Source organism: Streptomyces sp. NPDC021356 (genome assembly GCF_040641015.1).
Classification (GTDB): domain Bacteria; phylum Actinomycetota; class Actinomycetes; order Streptomycetales; family Streptomycetaceae; genus Streptomyces.
This window is the reverse complement of the sequence record NZ_JBFACU010000015.1, coordinates 119,598-136,970: the sequence shown is the minus strand read 5'-3', so window position 1 is coordinate 136,970 and position 17,373 is coordinate 119,598. Positions and strand designations below refer to the sequence as shown.

Genomic DNA, 17,373 nt, shown 5'->3' with positions numbered 1-17,373 from the left:
CGGAAGGACCCCACGCCATGAGCAAGCCGCACAAGCAGATCCACCTGGCCGCCCACTTCCCCGGAGTCAACAACACCACCGTCTGGAGCGACCCGGCCGCCGGCAGCCACATCGACTTCCGCTCCTTCACCCACTTCGCCCGCACCGCCGAACGCGCCAAGTTCGACTTCCTCTTCCTCGCCGAGGGCCTGCGCCTGCGCGAACAGGGGGGTCGGATATACGACTTGGACGTCGTCGGCCGCCCGGACACCTTCACCGTCCTCGCCGCCCTCGCCGCAGTCACCGACCGCCTCGGCCTGACCGGCACCATCAACTCCACCTTCAACGAGCCCTACGAGGTGGCCCGCCAGTTCGCCAGCCTCGACCACCTCTCCGCGGGCCGCTCCGCCTGGAACGTCGTCACCTCCTGGGACGCCTTCACCGGCGAGAACTTCCGGCGCGGCGGCTTCCTGCCGCAACAGGAGCGCTACTCCCGCGCCCGGGAGTTCCTGGCCACGGCGAACGAACTCTTCGACTCCTGGCGCGGCGACGAGATCGTCGCCGACCAGGGCGCCGGCACCTTCCTGCGCGACGCCCGGGCCGGCGCCTTCGTCCACAAGGGGCAGCACTTCGACATCCACGGGCAGTTCGACGTGCCGCGCTCCCCGCAGGGACGGCCGGTGATCTTCCAGGCCGGCGACTCGGAGGAGGGCCGCGAGTTCGCCGCCGCCGATGCCGACGCCATCTTCAGCCGGTACGCGACCCTCGCGGAGGGCCAGGCCTTCTACAAGGACGTCAAGGGCCGCCTCGCCAAGTACGGCCGCCGCCACGACCAGTTGCTCATCCTGCCCGCCGCGACCTTCGTGCTCGGCGACACCGACGCCGAGGCCGAGGAACTGGCCCGCGAAGTGCGCCGGCAACAGGTCAGCGGCGCCACCGCGATCAAGCACCTGGAGTTCGTCTGGAACCGCGACCTGTCGGCGTACGACCCGGACGGGCCGCTGCCCGACATCGACCCCGACACCCGCGAGCACCACATCGCGCGCGGCCGGGCCCAGGTGCGCATGTACCGCGACCCGCTGGCCACCGCCCGCGCCTGGCGCGAACAGGCCGCGGCCCACGGCTGGTCCATCCGCGACCTGGTCATCAACACCGGCAACCGGCAGACGTTCGTCGGCGCCCCGGCCACCGTGGCCAAGGACATCGACGACTTCGTCCAGGCCGACGCCTGCGACGGCTTCATCCTCGTCCCGCACATCACCCCCGGCGGCCTGGACCCGTTCGCCGACAAAGTCGTCCCGCTCCTGCAGGAACAGGGCGTCTTCCGCACCGACTACGAGGGCACGACCCTGCGCGACCACCTCGGCCTGGCCCACCCGGACCACGCGCGCGAGGAGAAGGCGGCCTCGTGAAGTTCCTCGCCATCACCCTGATCGTGCACCGCCCGGACCCGGCCACCGGCGTACTGAAGTCCACCCACGACCGCTTCCGGGAGGTCCTCGACAACGCCGTGCTCGCCGAGGAACTGGGCTTCGACGGCTTCGGGGTGGGGGAGCGGCACGAGCGGCCCTTCCTCTCCTCGGCGCCCACGGTGGTGCTCAGCCACGTCGCGGCGCTCACCCGGCGCATCCGGCTCTTCACCGCCGTCACCACCCTCAGCCTGCTCGACCCGGTCCGCGCCTACGAGGACTACGCGACCCTGGACCACCTCTCCGGCGGCCGGCTCGACCTCATCATCGGCAAGGGCAACGGCACCGCCCAGCGGGACCTGTTCCACGTCACCCCCGAGGACCAGTGGGACCGCAACGCCGAGAGCTACGAGGTGTTCCGGACGATCTGGCGCGAGGACAGGGTGAGCGCCGACACCCGCTTCCGGCCGCCGCTGAAGGACGCCGAGGTGTGGCCGCGCCCGTACCAGCGGCCCGTGCGGGTCTGGCACGGCAGCGCGACCAGCCAGGAGAGCGTCGACCTCGCCGCCCGCTACGGCGACCCGCTGTTCTCCGCGAACGTCACCCACCCGATCGAGCCGTACGCCGCACTGGTCCGCCACTACCGCGAACGCTGGGAGCACTACGGCCACGACCCGGCGGACATCGCGGTCGGCGCGGGCTCGGCAGGCCTGTACGTGGCCCGCACCTCGCAGGAGGCGCTCGCCGCCTACCGGCCCGTCTTCGAGAGCAACCTGGCCTTCCAGAAGAAGGCGGGCCTGCCCGTGGTCTTCGAGACGCCCGAGGACTTCGCGGAGCGCTCCTCGGCGCTCATCGGCAGCCCGGAGCAGGTGATCGACAAGGTGCACCGCTACCACGAGCGGTTCGGGCACACCGTGCAGCACGTCCAGGCCGACGCGGGCCAACTGACCGACACGCAGCACCGCGACTCGCTGGAACTGTTCCAGAGCGAGGTCGCGCCCGTGCTGCGCCGCACGATCTGCGACCCGCCGTTCGCCTGGGAGCCGGTCCTCCCGGGCCAGGCGCCCGCCCCCGCACCCACCGCCCACGTCCACTGAGGAGCCCCCGTGTCCTTCGGCACCCCTCTCGGCGTCCTCGACCTGGTCCCGATCCCCTCCGGGGCCACGGCGCCCGACGCGCTGCGCAACTCCCTCGACCTGGCCCGGCGGGCCGAACGCCTCGGCTACACCCGGTACTGGTTCGCCGAGCACCACCTCAACCCGGGCGTGGCCGGCAGCTCGCCCGCAGTCCTCCTCGCCCTGACGGCCGCGGCCACCTCCACCATCCGGCTCGGTTCCGGCGCCGTCCAGCTCGGGCACCGTACCGCCCTGTCCACGGTCGAGGAGTTCGGCCTGGTCGACGCCCTCCACCCCGGCCGCCTCGACCTGGGCCTCGGCCGCTCCGGCGGGCGCCCGCCGGCCGAGCCGGCCGCGCCGCCGGCGACGGCCACCCCGGTCGTCGACGGCCGCGCCCCGAACGGCCTGCTGATCCCGCCCCGCTTCTCCTTCGCGTCCCTGCTCGGCTCGCCCCGCCTCGCCCTGCAACGCCGGCTGCTCCACCTCCCGGGCGCCGAGCCCCAGGAGTACGCGGAGCAACTCGACGACCTCCTCGCCCTGCTGGCCGGGACCTACCGCTCACCGGAAGGCGTCGAGGCCCACGCGGTGCCCGGCGAGGGCGCGGACCTCCAGGTGTGGATCCTGGGCAGCAGCGGCGGCCCGAGCGCCCGGGAGGCCGGCGCGCGCGGCCTGCGCTTCGCCGCGAACTACCACGTCAGCCCGGCCACCGTCCTGGAGGCCGTGGAGGGCTACCGGGCCTCCTTCCGGCCCTCCGACGTCCTCGACAAGCCGTACGTCAGCGTCTCCGCCGACGTCGTGGTCGCCGAGGACGACGCCACCGCCCGGCACCTCGCAGCCGGCTACGGGCTGTGGGTCCGTTCCATCCGCACCGCCGAGGGCGCCATCGCCTACCCGGCGCCCGAGGAGGCCCGCGCACAGCCCTGGAGCGACCAGGACCGGGCACTGGTGCGCGACCGCGTCGACACCCGCTTCGTCGGCTCACCGGCGCGCGTCGCCGACCGGCTCGAACAGCTCCAGGACGCCACCGGAGCCGACGAGTTGCTCATCACGACGATCACCCACGACCACGCCGCCCGGGTGCGGTCCTACGAACTGCTGGCGCGGGAGTGGCAGCGCAGGTCCGGGTAGCGCCCCGGCGAGCGTTGCTTCGCCGCGCGGTGGGGCGACCGTGCGGCGAGACAACCGTGCCTCAGGCCGCCCCGAACGCCGAGAACGCCCAGCCCGTCGCCTGGTGCGTCGCGTCGCCCGGCACGGCGGCGCGCGCGTCGCGCAGCGCCTCGGCCAGGGACAGCCCGGCACCGATCCCCTTGTGCAGCGCGAGCATCAGCGGCACCACAGCCTCGTCGTTGACGGGCGCGCTGCACGCCACCACCCCCGCCGTGCCCAGCGGCAGCAGCGCGGCGACCAGACCCAGCAGCTCGTCCGCGCCGACCGAGGCGAACCGGGCCGTGTCGCAGCACGACAGGATGATCCGGTACGGACTGCGCTCCAGACGCTCGAAGTCGTGCACGATGAGCGGACCGTCCGCCATCGTCAGCGACGAGAACAGCGGGCTGTCCGCGCGGAAGGCGCCGTGCGCGGCGATGTGCGCGAGCGCGGCACCGTCCAGCTCCCGCAGCACCCGCGACACATGCGCCGCGCCCTCCTCCAGCACGGTCGCCGTCCCGTACCGCCCGGCCAGCTCGGGCACCTCCGCACCGCCGGTCGCAAGCCCCGGGCCGCGCACCAGCACCGGGCGGGCGAGCGGCGGGGGTTCGGTCTCGCGGGCGCGCAGCCAGCTGCTCGCCGACGGGGACACGCTCAGCACCCGCTCGCGCAGCGACGGCAGCAGCGCCCACGGCACCCGGTGCAGCGAACCCGGCGGCACCACCACCACCGGCCCGGACCCCAGCTGCCGGGCGGCCGGGCCCAGCAGCAGCTCCTCCAGGCGGCGGCCCGCCGCCTCCACCAGCGGCAGCCGGGCCGCCGCACCGGGGTGCGCGAGGCGCCGCAGCCCCGCCTGCACGTGCTCGGCCTCCGTCACCGCGTCCGCGAGCCGCCCGGCCTCGAAACGCCGTACCCGCCCCCGGCCGCACAGCAGCACGTGCACCCGCCCGTCCAGCACGGCCAGTTCGACCAGGTACCCGTCCCCGAGCCGCTCCAGCAGCCGCGCGGGCGGGAAACGGTCGCCGCCGCCGGGCGCCTCGCCGCGCAGGTGCAGGGTGCGGGAGCGGATCTCGCGCTCCAGGCGCCGCTGCTCCCGCTCCAGGGCCGGCACCGGGTGACCGTCCTGCCGGGCCTCCTCCGCGCGGGCCGCGATCTCACGGAACGCCGTCAGGCCGCTGAGCAGCGCGGGATCGGCGGGCGGCCGGGTGGGCGGCGCGGACAGCACGGTCGCCCGCCAGCGTTCGCTCCACACCAGCAGCCGCCGCGGGCTGCCGGAGGCGAGCGCCGCCTCCTGGGCCAGCGCGGCGAGTTCGGCGCCCTGCGCGGTGGCCCGGGCCCGCAGCTCGGAGGCGCCCAGCGTCATCCGGTGGTCGTCCAGCACGTCGAGACCGCGCCGGCACGCCTCCAGCACCCCCCGGCCCGAACCGGCCGCCCGCGCCCGCAGCGCCTGCGCGGCCCAGCCCGTCATCCGCGCCAGCGGCGGCCCGCCGTACCGGCTGCGCGCGGCGACCGCCAGATGCCGCTCCGCCTGCGCCGGACGGCCCAGCGCGAGCGCGACCCGGCCGGCGAGCAGCGCCGCCTCGGGCGCGGCCGGGGAACCGAACGCCGCCAGCTGCCCGGCCACCGCCGCGGCGTCCGCGACCAGCCGCCCGGAACGGCGCCCGGTGGCGGCCCGCGCCTGAAGCAGCACCAGCCGGGCGTGCGCCGCCCACCAGGCGCGCCGCTGCCCGCCGAACAGCCGCACCGCCACCGCCGCCCGGTCGATCGCCGTGTGCGGGTCGTCGGCCAGCCGGGCCGCGCGCGCCGCCACCAGCAGCAGCTCGGCCTTGCGGGTCGACTGGCCGCCCAGCCGGTCGAGTTCGGCGATCGCCGTGTCCGCCTCGGCCAGCGCCTCGGGCGCGAGACCGGCCGCCATCAGCACCTCGCAGCGCCGGATGTCCAGCATGAACGTCGGCGTGCCCAGCTTGGCGTACCGCTCCTCGGCCTCGTCCAGCAGCCGCAGCGCCGCGGGCACGTCACCGCGCCGGAACGCCGCGAGCCCGCGGCTCTCCACCGCGTCCGCCTTGTCGTGCTCCTGGCCGGTGGTGTCCCACAGCGCCTCGGCCGCCGTGAAGTCGGCGTCCGCCCGCTCCACCGCGCCCAGCGCCAGGTGCACGGTGGCCCGCAGGGTCAGCGCCCGGGCCGTCCAGATCACGTCGTCGGCCTGCCGCAGCACCCCCACCGCCCGGCGTACGTCCTCCAGCGCCTCCCGGTGGCGCCCCAGCACCCACCACACGTACGCCCGCCGGTACCTGACCCGCGCCCGGGTGTGGCCCGTGCCGCGCGCCACGCCCCGCTCGAACGCCGCGAGCCCCTGCCGGGTCCGGCCGGCGTGGACCAGCGCGACCCCGAGCGTGGCCAGCACGTCGGCCTCCCGCTCGGCCGACCCGGCCCGCGCCGCCAGGTCCCGGGCCCGCCGCAGATGCCGCAGGGCCAGGCGCAGGTCGCCGAAGTCCCGCTGCCAGATGCCGATCACCTGGTGTGCCACCGAGGCGGGCAGCGGCGCGGGCCGGGCGTCGAGCAGCGCGCGGGCCCGCGCCAGCGCCTCGCCGGGGTCAGCGAACACCATCGGCAGCAGTTCGAGCTCCGATTCGCTTCCCGCTGTCACCTACCGGATGGTAGTGGTCCCCGAGCGGCCCCGGAACCGCGTCCCCGGGCTCCGGAACCGCAGCGGATGTATCAACCGGGGGCTTCACGGCTCTGACTGACGAACACCGTCCCGACGGGAGGACACGCGCGCCATGGCACCACGGCGATTCCACGAGCAGTTCGCGCAGATCCAGCGCTCGATGCCGGGCGTTCCCCTGGCCATGGGCCCGGACGACTCCGCCGAGTTCTTCTACGAGAAGGGCGTGGTCCTCGCGCGCGACGGCGAGGAGGCCCACCTGGTCGAGGACACGGTGCGCACCCACTTCGCCGCGGCGCCGGAACTGGCCGCCGACCGGGTGCGCCGGGCGAGCCCGCAGAGCAACCGCACCGGCATCACGCGGATCCAGGTCGGCGACCCGGCGCACGGCGACTTCGGCGGCGACCTCGCCGTCGCGCACGCCCTGCGCGCCCTGCGTGAGCACGAGGGACGCGCCGGACGGCGGCTGGTCAGCCGCAACCACGTGGTGTCCATCGCGGTCAACGCCTGCCCCGGCGACGAGCCGGTGCCGGCACCGCTCGCCGCCGGCACCAACCCGGCGCCCCAGGGCACCCGGTACGACCCCGACACCGCCGTGGCCGTCCTCGTCGTCGACACCGGCCTCATGCACGACCACGGCGCCGCCCCGCTGCTCGCCCACGTCCGAGGCGACCGCCAGGTGAAGGAGACCGACGACGACGGCGTACTGGAGCAGTACGTCGGCCACGGCACGTTCATCGCCGGACTGATCGCCGCGGTCGCCCCCGACACCGACATCACCGTACGCGGCACCCTCGACGACGCCGGCGCCGTCCTGGAGTCCGACTTCGGGCACCGGTTGTTCGAGGCCGTCGACGCGGGCGGCTGGCCCGACATCATCAGCCTCTCCGCCGGCACCTCCAACGGCCGCACCGACGGCCTGCTCGGCGTGGACGCCTTCATGCGGGAACTGCGCCGCCGGGGCACCCTCCTGGTCGCCGCCGCCGGCAACAACTCCAGCGCCACGCCCTTCTGGCCCGCGGCCTACGCCGACCTGCCCGGCTACGCCGACACGGTCCTGTCGGTCGGCGCGCTGCGCTCCGACGGCGAGCACGGCGCCTGCTTCAGCAACCACGGCCACTGGGTGAAGGCGTACGCCCCCGGCGAGCGCCTCACCAGCGTCCTCACCGGCTTCGACAAGCCCGTGCCCTACGTCTACCGCCACTCCACCTACGACGCCTGCCGGTTCGGCTTCCACTACGCCTGCACCTGCCAGTCGCCCCGGCACGCGGGCCTGTTGAGCGAAGGGGGCGACAACGCCCCGGCCAAACCGGACCAGGTGATGTTCGAGGGGTACGCGCACTGGAGCGGAACCTCCTTCGCCGCCCCCGTGGCCGCCGGCATGGTCGCCGCCCACATGACGGCCCACGGGGAACGCGACCCGAGAGCCGCCTGCCGGCACCTCCTCGCCTCGCACCGGCAGTACGCGGAGGTGCGCGGGGCGCACGTGCCGGCGCTGCGCCCGCCCACCTGGCGCCCCGTCCCCGTCCAGCGGTCGGCACCGCCGGTATGAGGACCCCATGAGTACCGGAACCCTCCCCTCCACGGCGTACGATGACAGGCCGTACACGAGGGGTGAACCGGTGGACCGTGCAGATGTCGGCGTGCTCGTCCAGTCCGCGGTCGACGGTGACGCGGCGGCCTGGAAAGCACTGGTGGAGGGGATGAGTCCGCTGGTGTGGTCGGTGGTGCGCGCGCACCGGCTCTCCGACGCCGACGGGCACGAGGTGTACCAGACCGTCTGGCTCCGCTTCGCCCAGCACCTGGGCCGGATCAGGGAACCCGACAAGGCGGGCTCGTGGCTGGCGAGCACCGCCCGCAACGAATGCCTCAGGACGCTGCGGAGCCTGAGCCGGCTGACCGTGACGGACGACCCCCACCTGCTCGACCGGGTCAGCGAGGACGGGACGCCGGAACAGTCGCTGCTCGACGCCGAGGAGGCCGCGGCGCAGAGCGAGCGGATCCGGCGGCTGTGGCAGGAGTTCGAGCGGCTCGGCGACCGCTGCCGCCAGTTGCTGCGCGTCCTGATGGCCTCGCCGCCGCCCAGCTACCAGGAGGTCTCGGCCGCGCTCGGCGTCGCCGTGGGCAGCATCGGACCTCTGCGCCAGCGCTGTCTGCGGCGCCTGCGCGCACGACTCGACGACGCACGGGGGACTTCGTGAACGACCACACCGGCACCCACGACCACGACCGCGCGGGCGGCGGCTTCGGGGAGGCGGAGCAGGCCCTGCTGGAGGAGGAGCTGCGGCAGGCCGCCGCCGTCCTCGACCCGGTCCCGGACGAGCTGCGCCAACTCGCCCTGGAGGCCTACGCGCTGCACGACCTCGACGCCCGGATCGCCGAGCTGACCTTCGACTCGCTCCTGGACGCCATCCCGGTCAGGGGCGCCGCGGACGTGCCGCGGATGCTGACCTTCCAGGCCGGTGAGCTGACCGTCGACGTGGAGGTGAGCGCAGAGGGGCTGCTGGGGCAGGTGATGCCGCCGCAGCCGGCCCGGATCGAGGTGCTCCACGGCCCGCGGCCCGGTGCCCGGCTCACCGCCGACGACCTCGGCCGCTTCGCCGCCCAGGCGCCGCCCGCCGGACCGTTCGCGCTGCGTCTGCGCACGGACTCGGACCTGGTGGTCACGGAGTGGCTGCGGGCGTGAGCCGTGCAGGGGCGCCGTCGGCGGTCCTCACCAGGTGACCGGCAGGCTCTGCGGGCCGCGGATCATCGTCCCGCGGCGCCAGGCGACCCGGGCGGGCGGCACAGCGAGCCGCAGCCCCGGCAGCCGGTCGAGCAGGGTGTCCACGAGCAGTTCGGTCTGCAGCCGGGCCAGGACGGCGCCGGTGCAGTAGTGGGGGCCGTTGCCGAAGGCCAGGTGCGGGTTGGGGTCCCGGTCGGGGTCGATGACGTCCGGGTCGGGGAAGACGGCCGGGTCGCGGTTGGCGGCCAGGTAGGAGACGTAGACGGGATCCCCGGTGGCGATGCGGACCCCGTGCAGCTCGATGTCCTCAAGGGCGATCCTGGCCAGGCCCACCGTGCTGCGGTGCGGGATGTGGCGCAGCAGCTCGTCCAGGACCGGGCCGCGCTCGGCGGGCCGCTGCCGCATCCGGGCCATCAGCTCGGGGCGGGTCAGCAGCAGGTACAGCATCTGCCCGCAGTTGTGCGTGACGGCCTCGCCGCCGATCTGCAGCGGCCCGGCCAGGCCCACCGCCTCCTCCTCGCTGATGTCGCCCCGGCCCACGGCCGCACCGAGCAGCGACAGCACATCCTGGCCGGGGCTGTCCCGGCGGGCCCGGATCGTCGCGGCGATCCACCCGTACATGCCCTCCTTGGCGCGGTCGGCGGCCTCGGCCCCGCCGCACATGGAGATGATCTGCCGGGTCCAGGTGTGCACCTGCTCCCGTTCGGCGGGCGGCACCCCCATCACCTCCGCGACCACGGCGATCGGGAACGGCTCCAGGACCTGCTCCACCAGGTCCGCGGGCGGTCCGGCGCGCAGCACCGGCGCCACGAGCGCGTCCAGGAGTTCCTGCGCGCGGGGCCGCAGCCGCTTCATCGCGCCGACGGTGAAGGCCCCGGCGATCGGCCTGCGCAGCCGGTTGTGGTCGGGCTGGTCGGCCCAGGCGAGCGAACCGGGACGCGGCTTGAAGTGCGGGGCCAGCCGCGTCACCTGGCGGCCGGTGACCTCGGTGCGGCTGAAGCGCGGGTCGTTCGTGATCAGTCGCACGTCGTCGTAGCGGGTGGCCAGCCAGGCCCAGCCCTCGCCGTGGGGCAGGCGTATTCGGGTGATCGGTCCCTCGCGCATCAGCGCGGCGAGCACCGGGTCGAACTCGGGGCCGTCCAGGTCCAGGGCGGGCCACTCCCGCACCGGGGGCGGTGCCGGGGCCGGCTGCTCGACGGTGATCGGCACGGCCCGGGCGGCAGGCCGCGGAGCCACCCGGTCGGGTGAGGGCGTGGTGATCTCCTGGGTCATGCATCCACCCTCACCGCGACCGGGCCGCTTGTCGCGGGGGAGTGCTCCAGCCGTGCGGTACCGGGGCGCTGTCAGTGGGGCGCGGCAAGATCGGAGGCCACATCGGTGGATCTCCGCCGAAGGCCGGGGACCGGGGGAGGGAAGAGGCATGCCCGTCACCGGGCCACGCGTGCGCGACCCCGGTTCCTGAAGGACCTGTACCCCTCCCGCTCCGGTTACTACCCCGACCGGGTCGTGGACCTGGGCCGGGCGGTGCTGGTGCGGCTGTGCGCGCGCATCGAGGCGCGGCGGCCCGCGGACCTGCCCGCGCCGTACGTCCGGACGCACGCGGCCACCGAGGAGTTCAACGGCCTCCAGGACGACTTCGAGGCGGCCTGGCAGCGAGGCCGAGACGGTGGCCCGGGAGGCGATGGCGGAGGACTTCTGGTTCGTCGCCCAGGCCTACGGCTTCACGGACGCCGAATGGAGGAGCTGATCGCGCCCCGGGACCGCTGACGCCTACCGCTCCGTGGGCCGGGGACGTAGACCGTGCCCGGCCCGCGGAGTGCTCCGCACCGGGCCCGGCAGACGGCTCCGCCCCGGCCCGCGTGGTGCGGGCCGGGGCGGAGCGGGGGACCGTCAGGTCCGGGGTGTCTCCCGGGTCAGCTCAGGGACGCCAGCGTCTCGTTCCAGGTGGCCGACGGGCGCATCACCTCGGCGGCCTTGGCCGGGTCGGGCTGGTAGTAGCCGCCGATCTCCACCGGCTTGCCCTGGGCGGCGATCAGCTCGTCGACGATCTTCTGCTCGTTCGCGGCGAGCGACTCGGCCAGCGGCGCGAACGCCTTGGCGAGGTCGGCGTCGTCGCTCTGCCCGGCCAGCTCCTGCGCCCAGTACAGGGACAGGTAGAAGTGGCTGCCGCGGTTGTCGATGCCGCCGACGCGACGGGTCGGGGACTTGTCCTCGTCGAGGAAGGTCGCCGTGGCGCGGTCGAGGGTGTCGGCGAGGACCTTGGCGCGGGTGTTGCCGGTGGCCTCGGCGTACTGCTCGAAGGACGGCACCAGGGCGAAGAACTCGCCGAGGGAGTCCCAGCGCAGGTAGTTCTCCTTGACCAGCTGCTGCACGTGCTTGGGCGCGGAACCGCCGGCGCCGGTCTCGAACAGGCCGCCGCCCGCCATCAGCGGGACCACCGACAGCATCTTGGCGCTGGTGCCCAGCTCCAGGATCGGGAACAGGTCGGTCAGGTAGTCGCGCAGCACGTTGCCGGTGACGGAGATGGTGTTCTGGCCGCGGCGGATGCGCTCCACCGACAGCTTGGTGGCCTCCACCGGGGAGAGGACCTTGATGTCCAGGCCCTCGGTGTCGTGCTCCGGCAGGTACTGCTCGATCTTGGCGATCAGGTTGGCGTCGTGGGCGCGGGTCGCGTCCAGCCAGAAGACGGCCGGGTCGCCGGTGGCGCGGGCGCGGGTGACGGCCAGCTTCACCCAGTCCTTGATCGGCGCGTCCTTGGTCTGGCAGGCGCGGAAGATGTCACCGGCCGAGACGGCCTGCTCGATCACCGCGTTGCCGGCCTGGTCGACGAGGCGGACCGTGCCGGTGACCGGGATCTCGAAGGTCTTGTCGTGGCTGCCGTACTCCTCGGCCTTCTGCGCCATCAGACCGACGTTGGGGACGGAGCCCATGGTGGACGGGTCGTAGGCGCCGTTCGCACGGCAGTCGTCGAGGACGGCCTGGTAGACGCCCGCGTAGGAGGAGTCCGGCAGGACGGCGAGGGTGTCGTGCTCCTGGCCGTCGGGGCCCCACATGTGGCCCGAGGTGCGGATCATGGCCGGCATGGAGGCGTCCACGATCACGTCGGAGGGCACGTGCAGGTTGGTGATGCCCTTGTCGGAGTCGACCATGGCCAGCTCGGGGCCCTCGGCCAGCTCGGCGTCGAAGGACGCCTTGATCTCGGCGCCCTCGGGCAGGCTCTGAAGGCCCTTGAAGATGCCGCCCAGACCGTCGTTCGGGGTCAGGCCGGCCGCGGCGAAGGTCTCGCCGTACTTCGCGAACGTCTTCGGGAAGAAGGCGCGCACCACGTGACCGAAGATGATCGGGTCGGAGACCTTCATCATCGTGGCCTTCAGGTGCACGGAGAACAGGACGCCCTCCGCCTTGGCGCGGGCGACCTGCGCGGTGAGGAACTCGCGCAGCGCGGCGACCCGCATCACGGAGGCGTCGACGACCTCGCCCTGCTGCACGGGCACCGACTCGCGCAGCACCGTGGTGGAGCCGTCGTCGCCCTTCAGCTCGATGCGCAGCGCGCCGTCCTCGGCGACGACGACGGACTTCTCGGTGGAGCGGAAGTCGTCGACGCCCATGGTCGCCACGTTCGTCTTGGACTCGCCGGTCCAGGCACCCATGCGGTGCGGGTGGGTCTTGGCGTAGTTCTTCACCGAGGCGGGGGCGCGGCGGTCGGAGTTGCCCTCACGCAGCACCGGGTTCACCGCGGAGCCCTTGACCTTGTCGTAGCGGGCGCGGATCTCGCGCTCCTCGTCGGTCTTCGGGTCGTCCGGGTAGTCCGGCAGCGCGTAGCCCTGGCCCTGCAGCTCGGCGACGGCGGCCTTCAGCTGCGGGATGGACGCCGAGATGTTCGGCAGCTTGATGATGTTGGCCTCGGGCGTCTTGGCCAGCTCGCCCAGCTCGGACAGCGCGTCGGGGATCCGCTGGTCCTCGCTCAGGTACTCCGGGAACACCGCGATGATGCGCCCGGCCAGCGAGATGTCACGGGTCTCCACAGCCACACCCGCCTGCGAGGCGTACGCCCGGACCACCGGCAGGAAGGAATACGTCGCCAGGGCCGGGGCCTCGTCAGTGTGTGTGTAGATGATGGTCGAGTCAGTCACCGGGTGCTCCGCTCCACGTCTGCAACATTGCTCGACATCAAGATATCTCGTGCTCGCCCTCGGCTCGACAGGGGTCCGCGCCGGATCCGCCGCTCACGCGGACCGGATCCGGCCTTGACGCGGCCAGGATCCGGCCTTCGGCGGTGGGCGGGTCCGGCTTTGGGCGGGGACCGCGAGCCCCCGCCCACGCCGTTCTCAGGCGGACACCGCGCCGTCCTCCGCCCCGCGCGGCTGCGGTATCACCACCGGGCCCGCGCCCTGCTGGAGCGCCACCGTCCGGGTCGGCGCCGGGATGCTGATCCCCTCGCGGCGGTAGCGCCGGTGCAGCCGCTTGATGAACTCGTGCTTGATCCGGTACTGGTCGCTGAACTCACCGACCCCGAGGATCACCGTGAACCCGATCCGCGAGTCCCCGAAGGTGTGGAACCGCAGGGCGGGCTCGTGTTCCGGAAGGGCCCCGGTGATCTCGTGCATCACCTCGGCGACGACCTCCAGCGTCACCCGTTCGACGTGCTCCAGATCGCTGTCGTAGCCCACACCCGCCTGCACCAGGATCGTCAGCCGCTGCTCGGGCCGGGTGAAGTTGGTCATGTTCGTCTTGGCGAGCTGCCCGTTGGGGATGACGACCAGGTTGTTGGAGAGCTGGCGCACGGTCGTCTGACGCCAGTTGATGTCCTCCACGTAGCCCTCCTCGCCGGTGCTCAGCCGGATGTAGTCGCCGGGCTGGACCGTCTTGGAGGCGAGTATGTGGACCCCGGCGAACAGGTTGGCCAGGGTGTCCTGGAGGGCCAGCGCGACCGCGAGACCGCCCACGCCGAGGGCGGTGAGCAGCGGCGCGATGGAGATGCCCAGGGTCTGGAGCATCACCAGGAAGCCGATCGCCAGCACCAGGATCCGGGTGATGTTGACGAAGATCGTGGCCGACCCGGCGACCCCGGAGCGGGACTGCGTGACCGTGCGCACCAGCCCGGCGATCACCCGCGCCGCCGAGAGCGTGACCACGAGGATCAGGAACACCGTCAGGGCCTGGTGCACGTGCTGCCGGGCGGCCCGGGTCAGCGGCAGCACCGCCGCCGCCCCGGCCGCGCCGCCCGCGATCGCCGCCCAGGGCACCACCGTGCGCAGCGCGTCCACGATGACGTCGTCACCGCTCCAGCGGGTCCGCTTGGCGTGCCGGGCCAGCCAGAGCAGCAGCGTGCGCGACAGGAACGCGACCGCCACGCCCGCGGCCACCGAGATCCCGGCAAGGACCAGGTCGTCCAGGGTCACGGCGCGGCTCACCGGTCGCCTCCGTGCGGGCGGGCCGCGGGGAGGGGGGCCGTCGAAGGCCGTGGGCGACGTTGCGTCACGTGATCACCTGCTCGATTTCGGGATGCGCGAGCGCTCATCCTGCCCCATGCGCAAGGGTAGTTCGTACGCGACCGGGGCCCGGGGCGCACGCCACCGGTGCCCGGGAGGCACCGGGCCGGCGCCCCGGGCGCGCTTGTGCGCCCCCTGTCCCACGGCCGGGCGTTGACCTCAACGTTGCTTGAGGTCCTAGGTTCTCTTCCATGAGTATGGAGACCACCGCATGGACGCAGCTGCACAGCGTGATGAACGCCCAGCAGGAGCGCCGCCCCTTCGCCCGCGAGACGCTGCGCCGCATCGGTGCGTTCGCCCGCCCCCACCGCCGCCGCATCGCCCGCTTCGTCGCCCTCGGCGTGGTGACCGCCCTGCTCGCCGTGGCGACCCCGGTCCTCGCCGGACACGTCGTCGACGCGATCGTCTCCCACGGCGACCGGGCCGACGTCGTCCGCCTCGCCCTGCTGATCGCCGCGATCGCGGTGGCCGAGGCGGCGCTCGGCATCCTCGGCAGACGCCTGTCGGCGACGCTCGGCGAAGGGCTCATCCTCGATCTGCGCACGGCGGTCTTCGACCACGTGCAGCGCATGCCGGTCGCCTTCTTCACCCGCACCCGCACCGGCGCACTCGTCTCCCGCCTCAACAACGACGTGATCGGCGCCCAGCGCGCCTTCAGCAACACCCTGTCCGGCGTGGTCAGCAACGTGGTCACGCTGCTGCTCACGCTCGCCGTGATGCTCACCCTGTCCTGGCAGATCACCCTGCTCGCCCTGGTGCTGCTGCCGGTGTTCGTCGTCCCGGCCCGCCGCATGGGCAGCCGCATGGCCCGCATGCAGCGCGAGGCGGCCACCCTCAACGCGTCGATGGGCACCCGTATGACCGAGCGGTTCTCGGCCCCCGGCGCCACCCTCGTGAAGCTCTTCGGCCGCCCCGAGGAGGAGTCGGCGGAGTTCGCCGCCCGCGCCCGCCGGGTCCGCGACATCGGCATCCGCACGGCGACGGCGCAGTCCGCCTTCATCACCGCACTGACCCTCGTCTCCTCCCTGGCCCTGGCCCTGGTCTACGGCCTCGGCGGCTGGTTCGCCCTGCGCGGCACCCTGGAGCCGGGCGCCGTCGTGTCGCTCGCCCTCCTGCTGACCCGCCTGTACGCCCCGCTCACCGCGCTCGCCGGGGCGCGCGTGGAGGTGATGAGCGCCCTCGTCAGCTTCGAGCGGGTCTTCGAAGTGCTCGACCTCAAGCCGCTCATCGAGGAGAAGCCGGACGCCCGCGAGGTGCCGGACGGCCCGGTCGCGGTGGAGTTCGACGGCGTCCGCTTCGGCTACCCGTCCGCCGACAAGGTCTCCCTCGCCTCCCTGGAAGAGGTGGCGAGCCTCGACACGCGCGGCGGCGCCGAGGTCCTGCACGGCGTCTCCTTCCGCGCCGAGCCCGGCCGGACCATCGCGCTCGTCGGCTCGTCCGGCGCCGGCAAGTCCACCATCGCCCAGCTGCTGCCGCGCCTGTACGACGTCGACGAGGGCGCCGTGCGCATCGGCGGCGTCGACGTGCGCGACCTGAGCGCCGCCACCCTGCGCGCCACGCTCGGCATGGTCACCCAGGACGGCCACCTCTTCCACGACTCCGTTCGCGCCAACCTGCTGCTGGCCCGGCCGGACGCGGACGACGGGGAACTGTGGGACGCCCTGCGCCGGGCCCGCCTCGACGACCTCGTCCGCTCCCTGCCCGACGGCCTGGACACCGTCGTCGGCGAACGCGGCTACCGGCTGTCCGGCGGCGAACGCCAGCGCATGACGATCGCCCGGCTGCTGCTGGCGCGCCAGCGGGTCGTCATCCTCGACGAGGCCACCGCCCACCTCGACAACACCTCGGAGGCGGCGGTCCAGGAGGCCCTGACCGAGGCCCTGGCGGACCGCACCGCCGTCGTGATCGCCCACCGGCTGTCCACGGTGCGCGCCGCCGACCTCATCCTCGTCGTGGAGGCGGGCACGGTCGTCGAGCGCGGCACGCACGACGAGCTCCTGGCGGTGGGCGGCCGGTACGCGCAGCTGTACCGGACCCAGTTCGCCCAGCAACAGCAGCAGGGGCGGCGGTTGGCGGCGGAGCAGCCGGCCGGCGGACAGCCGGTCGCCGCGGGGCCGGCCGCCGAGGGCGAGGAGGTGGCCGTGTAGGAGCGGTGCCCCCGGACCCGGACCGGGCCGTGCCTCAGCGCGACCCGGTCGGCAGCAGCGTGCGCCGGTGCGAGGCGTTGATGACGCCCGCCGCCGAGGCGTACCAGGCGACGAGCCCGGTCGCGATGCCGAACCAACCGCCCACCTGCGTCATCACCTGGGGCGGCGCTCCGCCCTGGAACTCGCCGACGGCCAGGAAGACGTAGGTGAGGGTCAGCAGCACGAGCACGGCGAGCACGGCGAGGCTGACACGCAGCGCGGCCACCGCCATGTAGGCGGTGAAGATGCCCCAGCCGAGCAGGTAGAGCCCGAGGGCGTTGTGCACGTCACCGGCGCCGGCGAGGTGCTGCACGAGCCACCAGTACGTCACCCAGAACGCGCCGTAGGACATGAACGCCGTCGCGCCGAAGGTGTTGCCGCGGCGGAACTCGAAGAGCCCCGCGACGAACTGCGCGATGCCGCCGTAGAACCCCGCGAGGGCCAGCACCGGGATGACGGCGCCGGGCTCCTTGAGGAGGCCGGTGTTGACGATGGACAGCAGCAGGGTGGTGAGCGCGAACCCCGCGAGGCCCACCGGCGCCGGGTCCGCGTAGGCGCGTGCCTGGGGGTCCGCGGGGCGGGCCTCCTCGCGGACGGAGCCGCTCGTGTCATCAGCCATGGCCCGAATCCCTTCGACCTTGGGCCAGCACGTCCGG

12 protein-coding genes and 1 pseudogene are annotated in these 17,373 nt (G+C 73.8%); 8 read left to right on the top strand and 5 right to left on the bottom strand.

The window, feature by feature from the left end; genetic code table 11:
* The first annotated feature begins 17 nt into the window (after positions 1-17).
* The 3 genes from AB0G56_RS21705 to AB0G56_RS21695 are packed head-to-tail and all read left to right on the top strand — an operon-like array spanning position 18 to position 3,631.
* Positions 18-1,391, top strand: a complete 1,374-nt coding sequence (locus tag AB0G56_RS21705) for an NtaA/DmoA family FMN-dependent monooxygenase (protein WP_360971720.1) — start codon at positions 18-20, stop codon at positions 1,389-1,391.
* Positions 1,388-2,485, top strand: a complete 1,098-nt coding sequence (locus AB0G56_RS21700; protein ID WP_360971718.1) for an LLM class flavin-dependent oxidoreductase — start codon at positions 1,388-1,390, stop codon at positions 2,483-2,485. The genes AB0G56_RS21705 and AB0G56_RS21700 overlap by 4 nt, the downstream gene beginning before the upstream one ends.
* Positions 2,486-2,494: 9 nt before the next feature.
* Positions 2,495-3,631 (top strand): LLM class flavin-dependent oxidoreductase, encoded by a 1,137-nt coding sequence (locus AB0G56_RS21695; RefSeq protein ID WP_360971716.1) that lies wholly within the window; start codon positions 2,495-2,497, stop codon positions 3,629-3,631.
* Positions 3,632-3,692: 61 nt separating this feature from the next.
* Here the strand turns inward: AB0G56_RS21695 and AB0G56_RS21690 are convergent, their stop codons facing one another.
* Positions 3,693-6,257, bottom strand: a complete 2,565-nt coding sequence (locus tag AB0G56_RS21690) for a CHAT domain-containing protein (RefSeq protein WP_360971890.1) — start codon at positions 6,255-6,257, stop codon at positions 3,693-3,695.
* A gap of 172 nt (positions 6,258-6,429) precedes the next feature.
* Here AB0G56_RS21690 and AB0G56_RS21685 point away from each other — a divergent pair, with 172 nt between their 5' ends.
* The 3 genes from AB0G56_RS21685 (at position 6,430) to AB0G56_RS21675 (ending at position 9,000) form a co-directional block, all read left to right on the top strand.
* Positions 6,430-7,866 carry a S8/S53 family peptidase gene (locus AB0G56_RS21685; RefSeq protein WP_360971714.1) on the top strand — a complete coding sequence of 479 codons (1,437 nt, stop codon included), beginning with the start codon at positions 6,430-6,432 and terminating at the stop codon, positions 7,864-7,866.
* A gap of 70 nt (positions 7,867-7,936) precedes the next feature.
* A complete protein-coding gene (locus AB0G56_RS21680) occupies positions 7,937-8,515 on the top strand; it encodes a sigma-70 family RNA polymerase sigma factor (protein WP_360971712.1) in 579 nt (192 codons plus the stop codon).
* Between the two features lie 65 nt (positions 8,516-8,580).
* The gene (locus AB0G56_RS21675; protein ID WP_360971888.1) at positions 8,581-9,000 is read left to right on the top strand and encodes a hypothetical protein; all 420 of its coding nucleotides are present in this window, start codon (positions 8,581-8,583) and stop codon (positions 8,998-9,000) included.
* 27 nt (positions 9,001-9,027) lie between these two features.
* Here the strand turns inward: AB0G56_RS21675 and AB0G56_RS21670 are convergent, their stop codons facing one another.
* The gene (locus tag AB0G56_RS21670) at positions 9,028-10,311 is read right to left on the bottom strand and encodes a cytochrome P450 (RefSeq protein WP_360971710.1); all 1,284 of its coding nucleotides are present in this window, start codon (positions 10,309-10,311) and stop codon (positions 9,028-9,030) included.
* A 148-nt stretch (positions 10,312-10,459) separates the two neighbouring features.
* Between AB0G56_RS21670 and AB0G56_RS21665 the strand changes: the two are divergent.
* Positions 10,460-10,806: pseudogene (locus AB0G56_RS21665) on the top strand (DUF5713 family protein).
* Between the two features lie 146 nt (positions 10,807-10,952).
* Here AB0G56_RS21665 and AB0G56_RS21660 read toward each other — a convergent pair.
* On the bottom strand, positions 10,953-13,172 hold the full coding sequence (locus AB0G56_RS21660; RefSeq protein ID WP_360971708.1) for an NADP-dependent isocitrate dehydrogenase: 2,220 nt from the start codon (positions 13,170-13,172) through the stop codon (positions 10,953-10,955).
* A gap of 195 nt (positions 13,173-13,367) precedes the next feature.
* Positions 13,368-14,453, bottom strand: a complete 1,086-nt coding sequence (locus tag AB0G56_RS21655; protein ID WP_360971706.1) for a mechanosensitive ion channel family protein — start codon at positions 14,451-14,453, stop codon at positions 13,368-13,370.
* A 269-nt stretch (positions 14,454-14,722) separates the two neighbouring features.
* Between AB0G56_RS21655 and AB0G56_RS21650 the strand changes: the two genes are divergently transcribed.
* Positions 14,723-16,678, top strand: coding sequence for an ABC transporter ATP-binding protein (locus AB0G56_RS21650; protein WP_360971704.1), 1,956 nt, complete (start codon positions 14,723-14,725; stop codon positions 16,676-16,678).
* A 34-nt stretch (positions 16,679-16,712) separates the two neighbouring features.
* On the opposite strand, the gene AB0G56_RS21645 is transcribed toward AB0G56_RS21650, so the two are convergent.
* Positions 16,713-17,336 carry an acetate uptake transporter gene (locus tag AB0G56_RS21645; RefSeq protein WP_360971702.1) on the bottom strand — a complete coding sequence of 208 codons (624 nt, stop codon included), beginning with the start codon at positions 17,334-17,336 and terminating at the stop codon, positions 16,713-16,715.
* Between the last annotated feature and the right edge of the window lie 37 nt (positions 17,337-17,373).

Bases quoted from the DNA above. Each gene is read 5' to 3' on its own strand.
- AB0G56_RS21705 (WP_360971720.1), top strand. From the start codon at position 18: ATGAGCAAGCCGCACAAGCAGATCCACCTGGCCGCCCACTTCCCCGGA.
- AB0G56_RS21650 (WP_360971704.1), top strand. From the start codon at position 14,723: ATGAGTATGGAGACCACCGCATGGACGCAGCTGCACAGCGTGATGAAC.
- AB0G56_RS21690 (WP_360971890.1), bottom strand. From the start codon at position 6,257: ATGGTGTTCGCTGACCCCGGCGAGGCGCTGGCGCGGGCCCGCGCGCTG.
- AB0G56_RS21645 (WP_360971702.1), bottom strand. From the start codon at position 17,336: ATGGCTGATGACACGAGCGGCTCCGTCCGCGAGGAGGCCCGCCCCGCG.
- AB0G56_RS21685 (WP_360971714.1), top strand. From the start codon at position 6,430: ATGGCACCACGGCGATTCCACGAGCAGTTCGCGCAGATCCAGCGCTCG.
- AB0G56_RS21670 (WP_360971710.1), bottom strand. From the start codon at position 10,311: ATGACCCAGGAGATCACCACGCCCTCACCCGACCGGGTGGCTCCGCGG.